This window comes from Streptomyces sp. 4N124 (genome assembly GCF_052245395.1).
In the GTDB taxonomy this organism is placed as follows: Bacteria; Actinomycetota; Actinomycetes; order Streptomycetales; family Streptomycetaceae; genus Streptomyces.
This window is the reverse complement of the sequence record NZ_JBQQBS010000003.1, coordinates 26,470-41,641: the sequence shown is the minus strand read 5'-3', so window position 1 is coordinate 41,641 and position 15,172 is coordinate 26,470. Positions and strand designations below refer to the sequence as shown.

18 protein-coding genes and 3 pseudogenes are annotated in these 15,172 nt (G+C 66.4%); 12 read left to right on the top strand and 9 right to left on the bottom strand.

The genetic code is table 11. The features are described 5' to 3' along the window. Positions 1-35 precede the first annotated feature (35 nt). The 4 genes and pseudogenes from ACTWQO_RS03985 to ACTWQO_RS03970 form a co-directional block, all read right to left on the bottom strand. The gene (locus ACTWQO_RS03985) at positions 36-1,343 is read right to left on the bottom strand and encodes a glutaminase (RefSeq protein ID WP_443235794.1); all 1,308 of its coding nucleotides are present in this window, start codon (positions 1,341-1,343) and stop codon (positions 36-38) included. A gap of 300 nt (positions 1,344-1,643) precedes the next feature. Then, on the bottom strand, positions 1,644-2,312 hold the full coding sequence (locus tag ACTWQO_RS03980; RefSeq protein ID WP_443235793.1) for an NADPH-dependent F420 reductase: 669 nt from the start codon (positions 2,310-2,312) through the stop codon (positions 1,644-1,646). Next, positions 2,309-3,379, bottom strand: coding sequence for an LLM class flavin-dependent oxidoreductase (locus ACTWQO_RS03975; protein WP_443235792.1), 1,071 nt, complete (start codon positions 3,377-3,379; stop codon positions 2,309-2,311). The genes ACTWQO_RS03980 and ACTWQO_RS03975 overlap by 4 nt, the downstream gene beginning before the upstream one ends. 476 nt (positions 3,380-3,855) lie before the next feature. Further along, positions 3,856-4,142, bottom strand: a pseudogene (locus tag ACTWQO_RS03970) (ISAzo13 family transposase); the annotation flags it as partial. Between the two features lie 94 nt (positions 4,143-4,236). On the opposite strand from ACTWQO_RS03970, the gene ACTWQO_RS03965 reads away from it, so the two are divergent. From ACTWQO_RS03965 to ACTWQO_RS03950, 4 genes are all read left to right on the top strand, one after another. Next, complete coding sequence (locus ACTWQO_RS03965) at positions 4,237-5,433, top strand: serine hydrolase domain-containing protein (protein WP_443235791.1); 1,197 nt, start codon at positions 4,237-4,239, stop codon at positions 5,431-5,433. Positions 5,434-5,963: 530 nt separating this feature from the next. Further along, complete coding sequence (locus ACTWQO_RS03960; protein WP_443235790.1) at positions 5,964-6,221, top strand: MoaF-related domain-containing protein; 258 nt, start codon at positions 5,964-5,966, stop codon at positions 6,219-6,221. A gap of 2 nt (positions 6,222-6,223) precedes the next feature. Continuing rightward, on the top strand, positions 6,224-6,619 hold the full coding sequence (locus ACTWQO_RS03955) for a nuclear transport factor 2 family protein (RefSeq protein WP_443235789.1): 396 nt from the start codon (positions 6,224-6,226) through the stop codon (positions 6,617-6,619). A 283-nt stretch (positions 6,620-6,902) separates the two neighbouring features. After that, complete coding sequence (locus ACTWQO_RS03950; protein ID WP_443235788.1) at positions 6,903-8,009, top strand: zinc-binding dehydrogenase; 1,107 nt, start codon at positions 6,903-6,905, stop codon at positions 8,007-8,009. Positions 8,010-8,338: 329 nt separating this feature from the next. On the opposite strand, the gene ACTWQO_RS03945 is transcribed toward ACTWQO_RS03950, so the two are convergent. Together ACTWQO_RS03945 and ACTWQO_RS03940 are read right to left on the bottom strand one after the other, a co-directional pair. Then, positions 8,339-8,806, bottom strand: coding sequence for a MarR family winged helix-turn-helix transcriptional regulator (locus ACTWQO_RS03945; RefSeq protein ID WP_443235787.1), 468 nt, complete (start codon positions 8,804-8,806; stop codon positions 8,339-8,341). A 99-nt stretch (positions 8,807-8,905) separates the two neighbouring features. Beyond that, entirely contained in the window at positions 8,906-9,058 is a 153-nt protein-coding gene (locus tag ACTWQO_RS03940) for a hypothetical protein (protein WP_443235786.1), read from the bottom strand. Between the two features lie 291 nt (positions 9,059-9,349). Here ACTWQO_RS03940 and ACTWQO_RS03935 point away from each other — a divergent pair, with 291 nt between their 5' ends. The 8 genes and pseudogenes from ACTWQO_RS03935 to ACTWQO_RS03900 all read left to right on the top strand — a co-directional run. After that, on the top strand, positions 9,350-9,658 hold the full coding sequence (locus ACTWQO_RS03935; protein ID WP_443235785.1) for a GNAT family N-acetyltransferase: 309 nt from the start codon (positions 9,350-9,352) through the stop codon (positions 9,656-9,658). A gap of 31 nt (positions 9,659-9,689) precedes the next feature. Next, positions 9,690-10,100: a (4Fe-4S)-binding protein gene (locus tag ACTWQO_RS03930; RefSeq protein WP_443235784.1), complete on the top strand. Its 411-nt coding sequence runs from the start codon at positions 9,690-9,692 to the stop codon at positions 10,098-10,100. A 54-nt stretch (positions 10,101-10,154) separates the two neighbouring features. Next, a complete protein-coding gene (locus ACTWQO_RS03925; RefSeq protein ID WP_443235783.1) occupies positions 10,155-11,075 on the top strand; it encodes an NADP-dependent oxidoreductase in 921 nt (306 codons plus the stop codon). Between the two features lie 198 nt (positions 11,076-11,273). Further along, positions 11,274-12,074, top strand: coding sequence for a GNAT family N-acetyltransferase (locus tag ACTWQO_RS03920; protein ID WP_443235997.1), 801 nt, complete (start codon positions 11,274-11,276; stop codon positions 12,072-12,074). Positions 12,075-12,116: 42 nt separating this feature from the next. Beyond that, positions 12,117-12,287, top strand: a pseudogene (locus ACTWQO_RS03915) (IS5/IS1182 family transposase); the annotation flags it as partial. A 192-nt stretch (positions 12,288-12,479) separates the two neighbouring features. Further along, positions 12,480-12,785: a GNAT family N-acetyltransferase gene (locus tag ACTWQO_RS03910; RefSeq protein WP_443235782.1), complete on the top strand. Its 306-nt coding sequence runs from the start codon at positions 12,480-12,482 to the stop codon at positions 12,783-12,785. 8 nt (positions 12,786-12,793) lie between these two features. Continuing rightward, the gene (locus tag ACTWQO_RS03905) at positions 12,794-13,300 is read left to right on the top strand and encodes an OsmC family protein (RefSeq protein WP_443235781.1); all 507 of its coding nucleotides are present in this window, start codon (positions 12,794-12,796) and stop codon (positions 13,298-13,300) included. Further along, positions 13,297-13,529, top strand: a pseudogene (locus tag ACTWQO_RS03900) (pirin family protein); the annotation flags it as partial. The gene ACTWQO_RS03905 and the pseudogene ACTWQO_RS03900, both read left to right, overlap by 4 nt. 186 nt (positions 13,530-13,715) lie before the next feature. Here the strand turns inward: ACTWQO_RS03900 and ACTWQO_RS03895 are convergent. The 3 genes from ACTWQO_RS03895 to ACTWQO_RS03885 form a co-directional block, all read right to left on the bottom strand. Continuing rightward, complete coding sequence (locus ACTWQO_RS03895) at positions 13,716-14,393, bottom strand: GOLPH3/VPS74 family protein (RefSeq protein ID WP_443235780.1); 678 nt, start codon at positions 14,391-14,393, stop codon at positions 13,716-13,718. Positions 14,394-14,487: 94 nt separating this feature from the next. After that, on the bottom strand, positions 14,488-14,805 hold the full coding sequence (locus ACTWQO_RS03890) for a hypothetical protein (RefSeq protein ID WP_443235779.1): 318 nt from the start codon (positions 14,803-14,805) through the stop codon (positions 14,488-14,490). Positions 14,806-14,894: 89 nt separating this feature from the next. Further along, positions 14,895-15,164 (bottom strand): hypothetical protein, encoded by a 270-nt coding sequence (locus ACTWQO_RS03885; protein ID WP_443235778.1) that lies wholly within the window; start codon positions 15,162-15,164, stop codon positions 14,895-14,897. Positions 15,165-15,172: the final 8 nt, after the last annotated feature.

Genomic DNA, 15,172 nt, shown 5'->3' with positions numbered 1-15,172 from the left:
GGCCTGCGGTGGGGCGCGAATCTCACCATGCGTGTTCAACCGATCTGACCTCCTCCCGCGGTCGCAGTGTGTAGGTCAGCGTGATCCACGTCGTCTACGACTGTGACTCGGCCACCATCGCCGGGGTCGGGATCGGGCATGATCGCTTCTGGGTCGACGAGGTAGACCTCGTGACCATTCAGCGTCAGTCGGCGTGCGACCTCCAGCAGCACGCGCCGTGCCACGTCGTCGATCGAATGGACCCGTGTCAGGTCCAAAGCCACCCTGACGGCCGAAGGCGAAATGCCCTCGGCTTCCTGCACAACTCTCTCGGCTCCGGCAAAGCCGATGCCACCTTGCAGTTGCAGGACCCGGAGCGCGTTCGGTCCGCTGCCGACGACATGGTTGGACCGCACGACGGCGCGCGCAGTGGCGGGGACCTCCATCACATGCAGACCCATGTCTGAAGAGAATCGTTCGAACAGTGACACCCCGCGAACGCTGTTCCCGTGACTGTCCAGTCGTGGTGAGAACGTGGCAATGCCGATCTGTCCGGGGAGCGCGCCTATCAGGCCCCCGGCCACCCCGCTCTTTGCCGGAATACCGACCTGGGTCGCCCAGTCGCCAGCGGCGTCATACATTCCACAGCTGAACATGACGCTCAGCACCTGACGCACCACCGGTTCCGGCACCACCTGCTCACCCGAGAGAGGGTTTATCCCACGGTTGGCCAACGTCGCGGCCATCATGGCCAGATCTCGCGTGGTTACGAGCACGGAACACTGGCGGGTGTAGCCGTCCACGACGGCCCTGGGATCCTCGGTGAGGATGTTGTGACTGCGGAGCATGTGCGCAATGGCGAGGTTGCGGTGCGCGTTCTCCATCTCTGACGCACATACAGCCTCATCCATCTTCAGTCGACGACCAGCGAACGCCGATAGGCCGTGGAGCACGCGTTCCACACGCTCTGCCGGATTTAGGTCCCCCGCGCCGACCAGCGAGTGTACGGTGATCGCACCGGCGTTGATCATGGGATTGAGAGGACGCCCCGTATCGCTTTCGAGAGAGATCTCGTTGAACGGCTCTCCGGACGGCTCGACACCGACCTTGGCGAGCACAGGGTCGAATCCGCGATCAGACAGGGCCAACGCGTATGCGAACGGCTTGGAGATCGATTGGATTGTGAACTCGATATCGATGTCACCGGCACCATAGACCTCTCCGCCAATCATGGCAAAGGTCGCTCCGAGGCGCTTGGGGTCCGCTGCTGCGAGCTCAGGAATGTATCCCGCCAGCTCTCCGGACGTGTCCGACTCCACATCTCCCAATACCTCGGCCAAATAGTCGGGAATGATTGGCCGCATTCATCCTCCATGCACAATTGCAATCTTCACGCTGTGGGAACCGCGTTGCGTGCGCCCTAGTATCGGGCTGCACCTGACAGCGCTTCGCGGCGTCACATTGTCGATGCGACCAGGGAGATGACCTCACGTTTCGCCGAGTGTGGCGCGCGTGATTACTCCTAAGAATGTGACGAGATCGAGCTCGTCCGTCACGGATGCGCCGGTTTTGGCAGTCAATTCCTGAGTCATCTGACTGTCTTTCTTCAGAGAGCGTCACGCAGTGGCCGCAGTGCTCCGGTCCGGCCGAGGTTCCGTTTTCGGTTACGAGCGCTCGAAGAGCTTTGTCGGAGCAGGGGTGGCGGTAAGAGCGCGAAGCTGATCGATGTCGACGTTGGCTCCGAAGGCGGGGGTTCCGGGCTCGAGCTGGACGCCCGCTGCGAGGTCGCCGATGGTGAGTGGGTCGAATCCGAGCGTGTCGATCAGTGCAGAGACGACGGTCAGATCCTCGGGCGAGTCACCGGCGATTGCGATCGCCTTGCGCTCGAGGCTGCCGGCTGGACGAGCCTCGTCCTCAAGGTCGTGGTAGCCCATGTGGTTGAGGGCTTTCACCACACGGGCGTTCGGTAGGAACCGCTGAACGACTTCGCTCGAAGCGGTATTGGGCGGGAGGATCGTGTCGGGGGGACCATCGATCTCCCACCAGTGGTTCATCGCGTCGATGACCAGCTTTCCTTCCAGCTCCGGGACGGGGAGGCTGCGGTGTTTGCCGAGCGGGAGAGCCAGGACCACCACGTCGGCGGCATCCGCGGCCTGGGCCGGCCACACGGCGGTCGCTCCGGGGGTGAGGATTCTGACGGTAAGCGCGATCTTGGAGGGGTCACCGGACCCTGAGATCAGAACCCGATAGCCGGCGGTGACCGCCAGGCGTGCCAGGACGGTGCCGACTTTCCCGGCTCCCAGGATCCCGATGGTGGTGACAGGGTTGGTCATCGCGTCGCTCCCGCCGTGGTCGCGGACTGCTCGGCCAGAAGTTCGCGGACCCGCGGGATGACCTGGGTGCCGTACAGCTCGACCGAACGCAGACGTGCGGAGGCTGAAACGGTGCCGGCGGCGGAGTAGATCAAGTCGAACCGGCCCGCGTTCAGGACCCGGATGGCATGGGCGATCTTGGTCGCGACCGTCTCGACCGAGCCGACGTACAGAGACCCGCGGTCCACTTCGGCGTTGAATTCTTCCCGGCGGAGCGGCGGCCAGCCGCGCTCCCCTCCGATCCGGTCGCGGATCTCCTTGTACCCGGGGTAGAAGAGTTCCTTGGCCTCTTCGTCGGTGGAGGCGACGAAGCCGGGCGAATGCGTCCCGACCGGCTGTGCGGTCGTGCCGAACTCGTCGCTGGCACGCCGGTACAGATCCACGTAGGGCGCGAACCGGTCAGGGGCGCCGCCGATGATCGCGAGCATGAGCCGGAAGCCGTACTGGGCGGTGCGGAGCACGGAGTGCGGTGTCCCGCCAACCCCTACCCAGGTGTTGAGACGTCCCGAATCCGTCTTCGGGTACACGTCCGCATTGTGCAGGGCGGCACGCGTGGTGCCGTCCCAGGTGACCGGCTTCTCGTCCAGGAGACGATGGAAGAGGTCGATCTTCTCCTCGAACAGCACCTCGTAGTCCTTGAGGTCGTACCCGAACAGGGGGAACGACTCGGTGAAGGAACCGCGTCCGAGGATCACCTCGGCGCGGCCGTTGGAGAGCGCATCGACCGTGGCGAACCGCTGGAACACCCGCACCGGGTCGTCCGAGGACAGCACCGTCACGCCCGAAGCGAGCCGGATGCGCTTCGTGGCTGTGGCGATGCCCGCCAGTACTGTCTCAGGGCTGGAGATCGCGTACTCGGGCCGGTGGTGCTCGCCCAACGCAACAACGTCGATACCGACCCGGTCGGCAAGGACCGCTTCGGCCACCGCGGCCCGGATCGCCTGCGCGTGCGAAACGATTACGCCCAGGTCGCTTAGGGGCCGGTCTCCGAAGCTGTCGATACCGAACTCGATCTGCGAAACATCCATCGTGTTCAATTTATTTGACGCTTTCGTTGTGTCGGGGAGTGGTGGTGCGTGGTTCGTGACGACCGGGCGGGACGTCTGTCCCCGGTAACCTGCGCGAGTTCTCTGCCGGTCGGGCCCCGCGTGTCGTCATCGCCGGCAGCAGTTCGCGCGCAGACGGGAGAGGGGATCCTGTTCGCCGAACGTCCAATGCTCTGCTCCGCAGTCCGCTCGGCCACCCACACCACCTCCGCCGATCTAGTTGACACGTAAACCTTGACACCCCTTTGGTTTACATGTCAACTAGATTATGGCGTGGTGGGCGCAGCTGCACGTCAGTGAACTGGTGCTTGGTCCACCACAGGGCGGACCGGGGCCCGGTCGGGCAGTTCGCCGCCTGCAGCGGGCCGAACACGGGTACCCGGCTCCGGCTGGCGGCTCCCCATCATTTGGTTGACTCGTCATCTATATTAGCACCAGTCCTGAAGGACTGCGGAGACTCACCATGCTGGTTCGGCCTTCGTTGGGTTGCTGTTGGCGGGGAACGCGGTGATGTGAGCGGGTGTCTGGGGCCCGGCCTGTCGAGGGCGGGATCGTGTAGCCGTGCTCGGCCAGGAGGGGCTCGCCCTGGTGAGGGTGCTGCCGTTGACTCGTTGGCCCGAGCGCCGCGAGCGCGGACGCGTTCGCTTCCTCGCTGCTGGAACCGGCCTTGCTCGCGTGCCTCGTTGAGCTTTAGTCGGTCGACGAGTTCGTCCAGTGCCTGTGTGGGCACGCCGGTCAGCTCCGGGTACGCAGACATCAATGAAGGGAAAGCAGTGGTCTTCAAGCTCGATGTACCGGCCCGCATGGTTCGCGGTGACGTGGACGAAGGCTATGGCGCAGTGGCTGACGCCTTTCGCGAGAACTTCGCCGCACGCAACGAGATCGGCGCCGCCTGCGTCGTCTACCACCGCGGGCAGAAGGTCGTGGACCTCTGGGGCGGATACCGGGACGGGCGCAACCGTGCCCCCTGGGAGGCGGAAACGATGGTGCCGGTCTTCTCCACGTCCAAGGGCGTGGCAGCAGTGGCGCTCGCGGTGTTGCACGCACGTGGCCTGCTCGACCACGACGAGCGCGTGGCGACCTACTGGCCCGAGTTCGCCGCCGCCGGCAAGGGCGATGTCACCGTCCGTCAGTTGCTCGCTCATCAGGCCGGGCTGGCGGTGATCGACCGGCCACTCGAGCTCGGCGACCTGACTGGCTCCTGCACCCTCGCCACGGCCCTTGCCGAGCAGCGTCCGGCATGGGAGCCGGGCACCCGGCACGGCTACCACGGCCAGTCGTTGGGCTGGTACGAGAGCGAGCTCATCAGCAGGATCGACCCCGGGAAACGTCGTATCGGCCGGTTTTTCGCCGACGAGGTCGCGACGCCGCTTGGCCTCGACTTCCACTTCGGCCTGCCGCAGGACGCTGATCGCGATCGGGTCGCACGCATCCACGGATTTCGCTCCTGGGAGATGATGCTGCACCTGAGAGCGATGCCGGCGTCATTCGTCCGGGCATACGCGAACCCACGGAGCTTGACCTCCCGGGCGTTCGGCAATCCGCGGGTGCTGGGCACCGTGGAGAACTTCAACAGGCCGGATGTACAGGCCGCGGAGATTCCGGCGGCCAACGGCGTCGGCCAGGTGCGGTCGATCGCCAAGCTCTACGGCGAGGTGGCAACCGGCGGCACCGCCCTGGGCCTCACCGATGCCACGATGGACGCGTTGCGCATCGCTGCCACACCTCCGACGGACGGACTGTTCGACGAGGTGCTGCGCGTCGAGACGAGGTTCTCCCTGGGGTACGTCAAGCCGTTCCCGGCGTTCAGGTTCGGCTCCGGGTCGGACCGGGCCTTCGGGGCGATGGGCCTGGGCGGGTCGTTCGCCTTCGCAGACCCGGACACCGGTACGGGCTTCGCGTACGCGATGAACCGCACCGGATTTCGGCTCTGGGACGATCCTCGTGAAGTGGCGCTGCGGGAGGCGCTCTTCGCGCGGGTCCTCGGCGAGCGGACTCAGCGGCCCGACCCGGTCTCCGGGCGTTCTGGTGTCTGACTCGCAGGGTACGCGCCCACGGCGCGTCGACGGCCGCGGCGGCGAACAGCGTCTGTCAGAAGGGGGTGTCGGAGGCGGTCTGTCTGGTGCGGCACCGGAGACTCGCCGTGTGCTGGCGAAGTGCCCTCCCCAAGGGGCAATGCTCGTGCGAGAGCTGCATCGACGGCACGGCAAGTCAACGGGTTTGAGTTGGCGTACGGCGGTGTCGGGGCAGAGGGGGATGTCACCGCAAGGCACAGCGCCCAATCGAGCGGCGTGCGTCGCTCAGCGCGGGTGGCGGCAACCTCATGGGGCCTGCGCCGGAGGGTTGTCAGCCAGGTCGGACGCCGCTCGCAGCGGGGTCCGCCGTCTGAGGTGAGCTGCTCCAGAAGCACCTGGGGGTGTTCCACGTCTCAGAAGGCTTGCGCGAACACCGACTGCGAGTTGAGACTTCAACTCGTCTTCGAAGTTGTGATTGACTATCTGAAGGACGTGCCAGGGCCAAGCAACTCACCGGCCACAGCTACCGCTTCGACCTCGGCGATCTGAAGGTGCGCTTCACCTTCGATTCGCCGACCCAGGGCAGCTTCGTCGTAGAGCTCGGCGCGGGGCTCGCCCCCGACGGCCACGCCGAAACGGTGGCGCTGAACCTGCAAGAGATCCGCGAAGGCGTCTATCTGAACTCCTGGACCGAGGCGAGCGGAGTTACGGTGACGCACCTGGAGGACTTCGAGAACGGGAAGTTGTATTCCAACGTGACCGTCGACGGCAAGCTCTACTACTTCATCGGAACGATTAAGGAAGCCTGACCATGACCCAGTACGCCGCCCTGCAGGACGATGAGGCGAAACGCAACGTCGACATCGTGCTCACCGCGATGCGGGAGTTGTTCGCCGACAAGGACCTCACCGCGATAGACCGATACTGGGCCGAACCCTATATCCAGCACAGCCCGCAGATGCCCAATGGGCTCGACACCTTGCGCAACGTCGTTCCGAACCTGGAGGGCTTCTCCTGGGAGCCGCAGCGGATCGCCGCCCAAGGCGATCTGGTCTTCACCCACAGCATCGTCCACGGCTGGGCCCCGAACCCCGTGGCCATCGTGGACATCTTCCGGCTGGAAAACGAACGCATCGTGGAACACTGGGACGTCGTCCAGGACATCGTCCCCGCCGAAAAATCCGCCAACGGCAACACCATGGTGTAGGCCCGGCAGTTGGACAGGTCGGCACACCGGCGCAGGGGTAAACAAACAACAATCCCAGCGCGACGGAAATATCTCATCGCCTAAAGCTCGGCCACAGTTGTGCTGACCATGCGGCTAGGGGCAATGCTGGGCATCGCCCCTAGCCGCCGGTTACGCGAGTGACCGGGCGGTCCTCGGCCCCTGCCGGCGCGAGAACGTCCTCCGCTTCGGCGACTACACCATCGACCAATTCCACATCCCCTCGCCCGCCTACAACCCGACTCTCCAAGGACAGGAATCCGCGGTGATATCTGCAGTCGTTATGCCTGGGCCCGATGCGCCACTGGAGCTGCGAAGGTTTTCCCAGCCCGAGCTGGAGCCGGGCGCGATCCTGTTGCGGACTCTCGGCAGCGAGGTGTGCGGCACGGACGCACATCTGTGGAAAGGCCAGCTCGCAGGCGTGCCCTACCCGATCATTCCGGGGCACGTCAGCGTCGGGCAGATCACCGCGCTCGGCCCTGTGGACGTGCGGGGGGAGGTTGCGAAGGACGTGTCCGGGGTGCCCCTGGAAGTGGGGCAGGTGGTGACGTTCCTGGACGTGTACGGGACATGCGGGCGTTGCTGGTACTGCACTGTCGGCCACGCCACCACCCGCTGCCCGGCACGGAAGGTGTACGGGGTCACGTTGCCTGCTGACGAAGGCCTACTGGGGGGATGGGCGGAGTACATCTATCTCAAGCCGGGCGTTCACGTGATTCCCCTGCCCGACGAACTGGACTGGCGCGCGTTCCTCTCCGGTGGCTGCGGCATGCCGACAGCGCTGCACGCGGTGACTCTTGGCGAGATCGCCTTCGGTGACACGGTCGTGATCCAGGGCGCCGGACCTGTGGGTCTGTGCGCTGCCGTGCTCGCCCAGCTGCGGGGAGCCGGATCGGTAATCGTCATCGGAGGGCCGAAGGTCAGGCTGGACACGGCGGTCCGATTCGGTGCAGATGCAGTCATCGACATCGACACCACAACGCCCGCAGACCGGCAGGCGGCGATCCGGGAGGTGACCGGCGGACGCGGAGCCGATGTCACGATCGAGGCGACCGGGGTGCCCTCTGCGGTTCCTGAGGGCATGCGATTGACTCGGGACGCGGGTCGGTATGTCGTCGTCGGCCAGTACACCAACGCCGGTGAAGCGGCCTTCAACCCGCACCTGGACCTCAACCAGAAGCACCTGGACATCCGCGGATGCTGGGGCAGCGACGTCGGGCACATGTACCGTGCGATTCAGGTGATGGCGCGCTACAGGCGGCAGTTCTCATGGACCGACCTCATCAGCAAGGAATACTGTCTCGACGAGGCGCAGGCCGCGCTCGAAGACGTTGCTGCGCAGCGCGTGGTGAAAGCACTCATCATCCCTTGACCTGGCACAACCACCTACCGCTACCCGGACTCCCGGTACGTCAGATGACCGTGCGAGGCGCCAGATCGCTCTCAGAGCGCGGTCATCGCCACCAGCAACAGCACCAGACCTGCGGCGCAACCTGTTTCCTCGTCGGGCGTCCGCGATGCGACCAGCCTCAGGTGCATGGCCCCGTCCCTGCTGAGGGGCCCCGAAGATCCCGGACCAGCGGTTCAGCGGTGAGCCCGTCCGTCGCGAACCCGGCTGGCGGCCCGCGTACCTGGATGTCCTCGCCGGGCTGGCGCAGGGGTGACCTCCCGTGATCCGGGGAGCTGCGTCCCCTCACACGGTCAGTCCGGCTGCTTCTCCATGTGGTCCAGGACACGCTTGCAGATCTGGCCGAATGTCTTGAGCTGGTTCGGGGTCAGGGCGTCGATGAAGAGGCGGCGGACGTGCTCGACGTGCGGGGGTGCGGCCTCTTCGATGGCCCTGTAGCCGGCCGGGGTGGCGACGATGAACGCTCCGCGTCCGTCGTCGGGGCATTCCTCCCTGGCCACGAGCCCGCGTTTCGCCATCCGCGTGACCTGGTGGGACATTCGGCTCTTCTCCCACTCCACGTCTTTGGCCAGATCCAAGAAGCGCATCCGCCCGTCGCTCCTTTCGGTGAGGCTGACGAGCACGACGTAGTCGGCGGCGGACATTCCGGAGTCGGCCTGGACGCGGCGGGACAGCCGTCCGATGAGCGTCTCCTGCATACGGATGAAGCTGTCCCAGGCGGTCTTCTGTTCTGGGTCGAGCCAGCGCGGCGGTGCGTCCATGGGGGCAGTCTAACGAAATCGTTGACAGCTCATCTACTCGCAGTGGCGGTGATGCAACCCACGGCGCAGCCGCGTCCGTCGTGCCCGAGATGCCTCGGCTCAGACCCCGCCCTGGTGCACGAGCCGGAAGGCGCCGGGATCGGTACCCGTCGGACAGATGAAGAACGTGCCGAAGTTGTCCGGCTCGTCGTCAAGGGCGAGTGGTGCGAGCCGCCTCTCCCGCCGCTCGAGTTCCCGGGAATTGCCGGCCATGAGGTCGGGTAGCGCCAGAACGGGTCGCGGCAGATCGTCGTGTCACCACCGGAATCGTTCCGCCGGAGAACTGGGCTTCCCTACGTGGAAGCTGTCACCCGCGGAATGAAGGTGGCCAACCGCGGCCATGTCGGGACGCGGCGCCGAATTCTTCGGCCCCCGTGCTCGCACTGCGGTACGAGCGCCCCCGTCGCGGATTAAGTTGATGCATCAACATGATGGGGTTAGGCTGATGTCCTGGCTGACGGGATTCTGCCGAGTTGAGCGGGATCAGGCCCACGAGGAGGACACATGACGGTCGAAGTGAGCGACGTACCCGAGGCGAAGCGCTACGAGGCCCGTGTCGATGGAGAGTCCAAGGTGGCGGGCGTCGCGGAATACATCCGTACGACGGAACTCGTGGCGTTCGTGCACACCGAGGTCGAGCCGGAGTGCGAGGGCAGGGGAGTCGGGTCCGCGCTGGCCCGCACCGCCCTTGACGAGGCACGCGCCGCGCACCTGCGGGTGCTGGCCACCTGCCCCTTCTTCGCGGGCTGGATCAGCCGGCACCCCGAGTACCAGGACCTGCTGTACCAGTCCCGCAGCAAGGTCAGTGACTGAAGAGCCGAGCACGGCGGTGACGGAGGCGGGCATGAGCGGCGAATCCGAGCAGAGGGCATACCAGGCGGAGTCGATCACGGTGACCTTCGAGGCCAGGCGCTGCCTGCACGCCGCCGAATGCGTCCATGGCCTGCCCGAGGTGTTCGACACGGCGAAGCGCCCGTGGATCCAGCCGGATAAGGCTACGGCCGATCGCCTGGCTGACGTGGTACGGCGCTGTCCCTCGGGCGCGCTCCAGTACGAACTCGTGGACGGCGGGACGGAAGCCCCTGACCGGCCCACCACGATCACCCGCAGCTCCACCGGGCAGCTGACCGTGCGCGGTGAGCTGAGTGTGGACACGCCGCAAGGCTCGCGCGCGGAGACCAGAGTCACGCTGTGCGGCTGCGGGCAGAGCCGCCTCCAGCCGTACTGCGACCACGCGGGGCCCTGCGGTCAGTGACGCGGCCGTGTCCGCTTTCCCACATGCAGCACCCAAGACCTTGGAGTCGAGCAGATGTCCCTTGCAGTGCAGTTCGCCGAGTACGGCACGCCTGATGTGCTGCGTATCGTCGATGTTCCGCCGCTCACTGCGGGCCCCGGGCAGGTACGGCTCGCGGTATGGGCCGCCGGTGTCAATCCGATCGACTGGAGGATCTTGCACGGCTACATGCGCCAGGTGATGCCCCTCGACCTTCCGGGTGGTCTCGGTTCCGACGTGGCCGGCGTAGTCGACCAGGTCGGCGCGGGCGTCACCGCCTTCAGCGTCGGTGACGAGGTGCTGGGGGCTTCCACCACCCCCTCCTACGCGCAGTCCGCGCTCGCCGACCCCGCTGCACTGGTCGCCAAGCCGGCCTCCGTCCCGTGGGAGGTTGCCGCGACCCTGGCTGGTACGGGCATCACTGCCTGGGAGGTTCTCAACAAGCTGAAGGTCTCCACGGGTGAGACTCTGCTGGTCCATGCCGCTGCCGGTGGCGTGGGCACGTTCGCCGTGCAGTTGGCCGTTGCCCGCGGTGCGCGTGTCATCGGCACCGCGAGCGAACGCAACCATGAACAGCTCCGCTCCCTCGGAGCGGAACCGGTCACCTATGGCAAGGGCCTGGTCGACCGCGTACGAGCGATTTCCCTCCGGGGAGTCGATGCGGTCCTCGACGCCTCGGGTCGCGGTGAGATCCCGGACTCGATCGAACTCGCCGGCGGCCCGACACGCGTCCTCTCACTCGTGGCCTTCGACGCCGCGAGCACCGGCATCCAGATCCACATGACCGAGCCCGGAGCGGGCAGTCCCGAAGCGCTCCGGGACATACTCGCCCTCATCGAGGCGGGACGGCTGCAGGTGCCCATCTCGGGTACCTACCCCCTCGACGAGGTCGCGGCCGCGCTGGAAGTGAGCCAGTCCGGGCACCCGGGCGGCAAGCTCGTGGTACTCCCGGCGTAAGGTCACGGCCTTCCGCGACGAATGGCGTGCGTCGTAGCCCCGCGGGGGCCGTATTCAGCCGAGTCGTCGCAGGACCCCAGGCGGCCAATCTCCTGAAGCTACAACAGCGGCAAAACGATGACAGCCCTACCCGGGGTCCCCGGGTGTCCCGACCTTACGAATGACGCGGATCAACCCATGAAGAAAGGAATGGATACGGTGACGGATCTTGCGGAATCCATCGAGTCGATGGAGCAGCTCGCAGTGGCATGGCGTGCGATGGTGCTCGACCGGGATGCGGATGCGGACGTGCGTGACCTCCCCGGCATCGCAGTCCGGTGGGCAGACAGTCGGTTCGCGTTCTGGAACGCCATCACCTTGACCGATGTAGGCGCTGACGCGAAGCTCTTTCGGCAACGCCTGACCCAGACAGCAGACATCATGCGGGCGAAGAATTACCCGGGCTTCCTGTGGCTATTTGAGGATCTCCTCGACGACGGGGCCCGCGCCACGCTGGAGGAAACGGCCAAGCAGGCAGGACTGCAGTACGCCTTCCCCGGCACCGGTATGGCCGGCGACCTCCTTCCCATCCCCGATCCTGTTCACCCGGACCTGACGTTTGTGCGTGTGACCACCGATGAACAGCTTCAGGCGTACGCAGACATCAATTCACGCGGCTACGGTTTCCCCCTTGAGGACGGCCGCGACGGACTTGTCGGCTCCGCGCTTTGGAAGAACGAGGTGCATGCGTACCTGGCCATGCGCGGCGACCTTCCCGTGGCGTGCGCCGGCACCATCGCAGCAGAGGGCCGCCTCTTCGTCGTACTGGTTGCCACGGAACCGGAATGGCAGCGCAGAGGCTATGGCGAAGCAGTCACGCGCAAGGCACTGTACGAGGGCTCCCGGGCCACCGGGCTGACTCGCGCCACCCTGCACGCGACCGTTGCCGGGGCGCCCGTCTACCCGCGTATCGGCTTCAAGCCGAACTCCCCGATTCAATTCTTCAGTTTGCAAAGCTAAAAGCGTGTTGCACAAGGTCGTGAACTGGGCATCTCCGCTGTATTGCTGGGGGTGTTGAGGGCTGAGAGGGTGTGCGTGGAGACGCTCGCCGGGCTGCAGGTGACGCAGTTTGCGCGGCTGCTGAAGGTAGTGCGGGAGCGGGGCGGCAACGGCACGCTGCTGTGCCGGGCATGGAGCCTGCCGCTGGCCGAACGGGTGCTTATCGTCGCGGTGTAGCACCGCACGAACCTGAGCATGCGGCAGCTGGGGCCGCTGTTCCTGCTATTCGGCGGGCAGGCCAGTTGCCCCACGGTTGCCGGTACAAGCGTCGGTTGACTAGTCAACCAAGTAGGTGGTTGCCTTGCCGCAGAAGTCTCCTCCTCGTGCGGAGGAACGACGATGCAGCGACCATCCCGAGGAGGAGCGATGGCACCTCGCGTAGCGGACAACCCCGGACGATCGCGTTTCGAGGTCTTCAACGGCGACGAACTCGCCGGCTTTGCCGAGTACCACCGGTACAGGGACGAGATCGCCTTCATTCATACGGAGATCGACCCGCGGTTCGAGGGCCGAGGCCTCGGCGGTGTACTGGCCCGCGCAGCCCTCGATGCGGCCAGGGAACAAGGGCTCGGAGTGCTTCCCTTCTGCCCCTTTATCCGGGGCTGGATCGGCAAGCACCCGGAGTACACCGACCTGGTGCCGCAGGGGCAGCGGGCGCGGTTCGGGCTGTGAGGCGGGCCGTGCCGGCGACGGAGCAGACCGAGACGTCCGATGCCGTCCAGCCCGTCTACGTACGAGCCGCTGCCGTCGTCGCCACCAGCTCCGGATCGGACTACCGAGTGGACGTACGCGCCGGCCGCCACCCACTGGCCGCCGACGAGCCGGAGTCCGTCGGTGGGGCCGACACCGCGCCCACCCCCGTCGGCCTGCTGTTGTCGGCGCTGGGATCCTGTACGGCCATCACGCTGCGCATGTACGCCCAGCGCAAGCAATGGCCCCTGGGTGAAGTCCGGGTGCACCTGGCGTACGAGAAGGGGCCGGACCGAGCGGTCCGTATCACCCGGCGCATCGAGCTGGCGGGCGACCTCGACGACGACCGGCGTGCACGGCTGCTGGAGATCGCCGACCGGACTCCCGTCGCGCGAGTGGTACGCGGTGAGACACCCATCGTGCACGCGCCCGAACGCCCGGCGCGCCACAACCCCCTACCGCGGCCCGCCGCCGCAGAAAGGACGCAGTCGTCATGAGTGACCTCGACCTCCGGCCCGGCCTTCGTGAGTGCGGGGCCGGGCCGATGTGTCCGGGCGGCCCGTCGGGGAACTGCTGAACCCGCGCGAGGCAAGCTTGGGCGCCACGGTCGTCCGTAGACTGCTGCCGAATCTGGGGCGGCGGATGGTGGGCGCCTGGTGCTTCGTCGACCACTACGGCCCCGATGACATCGCCGACGAGGCCTGCATGCAGGTGCCGCCCGGGCCGAGGTCGCGTTCGGCGAGCCGACTGGCAGCTTGCTCAGCCGCCCGGCATCCTCGATCCTCTGCCGACCGCTGCTGCAGATCTGCGTGCCGGCGTCGAGCAGGCCGTGTGAGCCATCGGGGTCGACCGCTCTCATCACCGTCGACGCCACATCTTCACCGGTCCCTCCGGCCGCGCCGGAATCCCGCCTCAGTCGACAGCGCTGGTCACGGCGACGGCGCTTCCTACCGAGATCGCCACCAACGTGCGCGTCACGGCGGTGTTGACCGCGTCCGCTCCCCAGGCTCCCTTCTCGAATTCCTTTGCGCGCTCGTAGACCTTCCCCGACCAGGGAATGGTGGGGTGCAGGCTGGGCAGGCTGCCACTGGCGGAGATGAGCCCGATCAGCACCGCAGTGCGATCGTTGGGCGTCCTCCCGTCCACCAATGCAGCGCGCACCTCGCGCAGGACTTCGGCCTTGTGCCGGGTATTCGCGACAGACAGGGAAGTCGTGTGGAAAAGGCCCAGCCTTCGCTTTCGCTCCCGGTTCACCATGCCCCGGTCGACGAGTCGGTCGAGGACCGGGCTGCGCAGCTCCCCGCCGATCTCGACAAGTAGCGTCTGGACGCCCCGTGTGCGTTCGGCGGTTTTCCGGTACGCGGCCTGGAGCAGCGGATCCACGACCGAATGGCCGGAAACGGCGTGCACCTTGAGGCCGGTCAGTCCCGTGTCGCCTTCAGTAACCGTCACGTTGCCGCGGAGGGCGAGCTCGGCCAGCATGGCCCCGCCGAGCGTGTAGTACAGCGTGCCCTCGCCGGCGATCGCGCCGGATGTGTCGTCCATCAGCGTGAGCAGCAGATCCTCGACGATCAGCATCTCGTTCTGCATGGTTTCTCCGTAAGCAGTGGGGTGCTCTGACTGTGGAAGGCAGACGCCTCGCGGAGGCGAGGCGCGCCGGAGCGGTGCCGGTGGCAACTGCGGTTCAGCGGTCAGGCGTCACGGCAAAGCCGGCCGGGCTTGCAGGGAACTGCACAGTGTTCACAGCTGCATTGGCGCCCGGGTACGGCGAGCGTCGGCCATCAGTGGGGCGGTCGTCGGCGGGGCTGTCAACGGCCAGGGCAGGGCTGGCGTTCTCGATCGTGATCTTCTGCTTGGACGGAGTGTCGAGCCAGTCGCGGGTCTGGACGGAGCCGATCTCCACGGCGCGGCGGATTCCGGCCGCCAGCTTCCAGGCGGTGGACCTGAGGTCGAGGTCCAGGTCCTTCTTGTCCAGCCGGAAGACCTGCTCGTCAAGCATCACGGCGGTGCCGTCCTCGGCTCTTCGCGGTCATGGTGATCCGGGGCGCCGGTGATCCAGGCGAACTGCTCTCGCCGGCGCGACCAAACGAACTAGCTGGACATAGTCCTGCCCTCTTCTGCTGCTTCACTTGGGTGTTCGCCGGCGCTGCCCTGGGGCCGGTCCTCGGAGGCGCCGCCCATCGTCCAGGTAGCTGCCGCCGAGGCTGAGGTGACATGCTTGTCCGCGGCCGGCCATGCCTTCTGGCTGCGCCAGGCGCCGGTCTGCACCGCGTACGCGGGACAGGTCTTTGCGGGCTTCTTGCCCGTCAGGTACTGGTCGTAGAAGGCCATGGTCTCCTCGAACCAGCTATCGCGTCCCATGGCCGGCC

Bases quoted from the DNA above. Each gene is read 5' to 3' on its own strand.
- ACTWQO_RS03985 (WP_443235794.1), bottom strand. From the start codon at position 1,343: ATGCGGCCAATCATTCCCGACTATTTGGCCGAGGTATTGGGAGATGTG.
- ACTWQO_RS03980 (WP_443235793.1), bottom strand. From the start codon at position 2,312: ATGACCAACCCTGTCACCACCATCGGGATCCTGGGAGCCGGGAAAGTC.
- ACTWQO_RS03975 (WP_443235792.1), bottom strand. From the start codon at position 3,379: ATGGATGTTTCGCAGATCGAGTTCGGTATCGACAGCTTCGGAGACCGG.
- ACTWQO_RS03955 (WP_443235789.1), top strand. From the start codon at position 6,224: ATGACCCAGTACGCCGCCCTGCAGGACGATGAGGCGAAACGCAACGTC.
- ACTWQO_RS03945 (WP_443235787.1), bottom strand. From the start codon at position 8,806: ATGGACGCACCGCCGCGCTGGCTCGACCCAGAACAGAAGACCGCCTGG.
- ACTWQO_RS03940 (WP_443235786.1), bottom strand. From the start codon at position 9,058: ATGGCCGGCAATTCCCGGGAACTCGAGCGGCGGGAGAGGCGGCTCGCA.
- ACTWQO_RS03935 (WP_443235785.1), top strand. From the start codon at position 9,350: ATGACGGTCGAAGTGAGCGACGTACCCGAGGCGAAGCGCTACGAGGCC.
- ACTWQO_RS03930 (WP_443235784.1), top strand. From the start codon at position 9,690: ATGAGCGGCGAATCCGAGCAGAGGGCATACCAGGCGGAGTCGATCACG.
- ACTWQO_RS03925 (WP_443235783.1), top strand. From the start codon at position 10,155: ATGTCCCTTGCAGTGCAGTTCGCCGAGTACGGCACGCCTGATGTGCTG.
- ACTWQO_RS03910 (WP_443235782.1), top strand. From the start codon at position 12,480: ATGGCACCTCGCGTAGCGGACAACCCCGGACGATCGCGTTTCGAGGTC.
- ACTWQO_RS03895 (WP_443235780.1), bottom strand. From the start codon at position 14,393: ATGCAGAACGAGATGCTGATCGTCGAGGATCTGCTGCTCACGCTGATG.
- ACTWQO_RS03885 (WP_443235778.1), bottom strand. From the start codon at position 15,164: ATGGGACGCGATAGCTGGTTCGAGGAGACCATGGCCTTCTACGACCAG.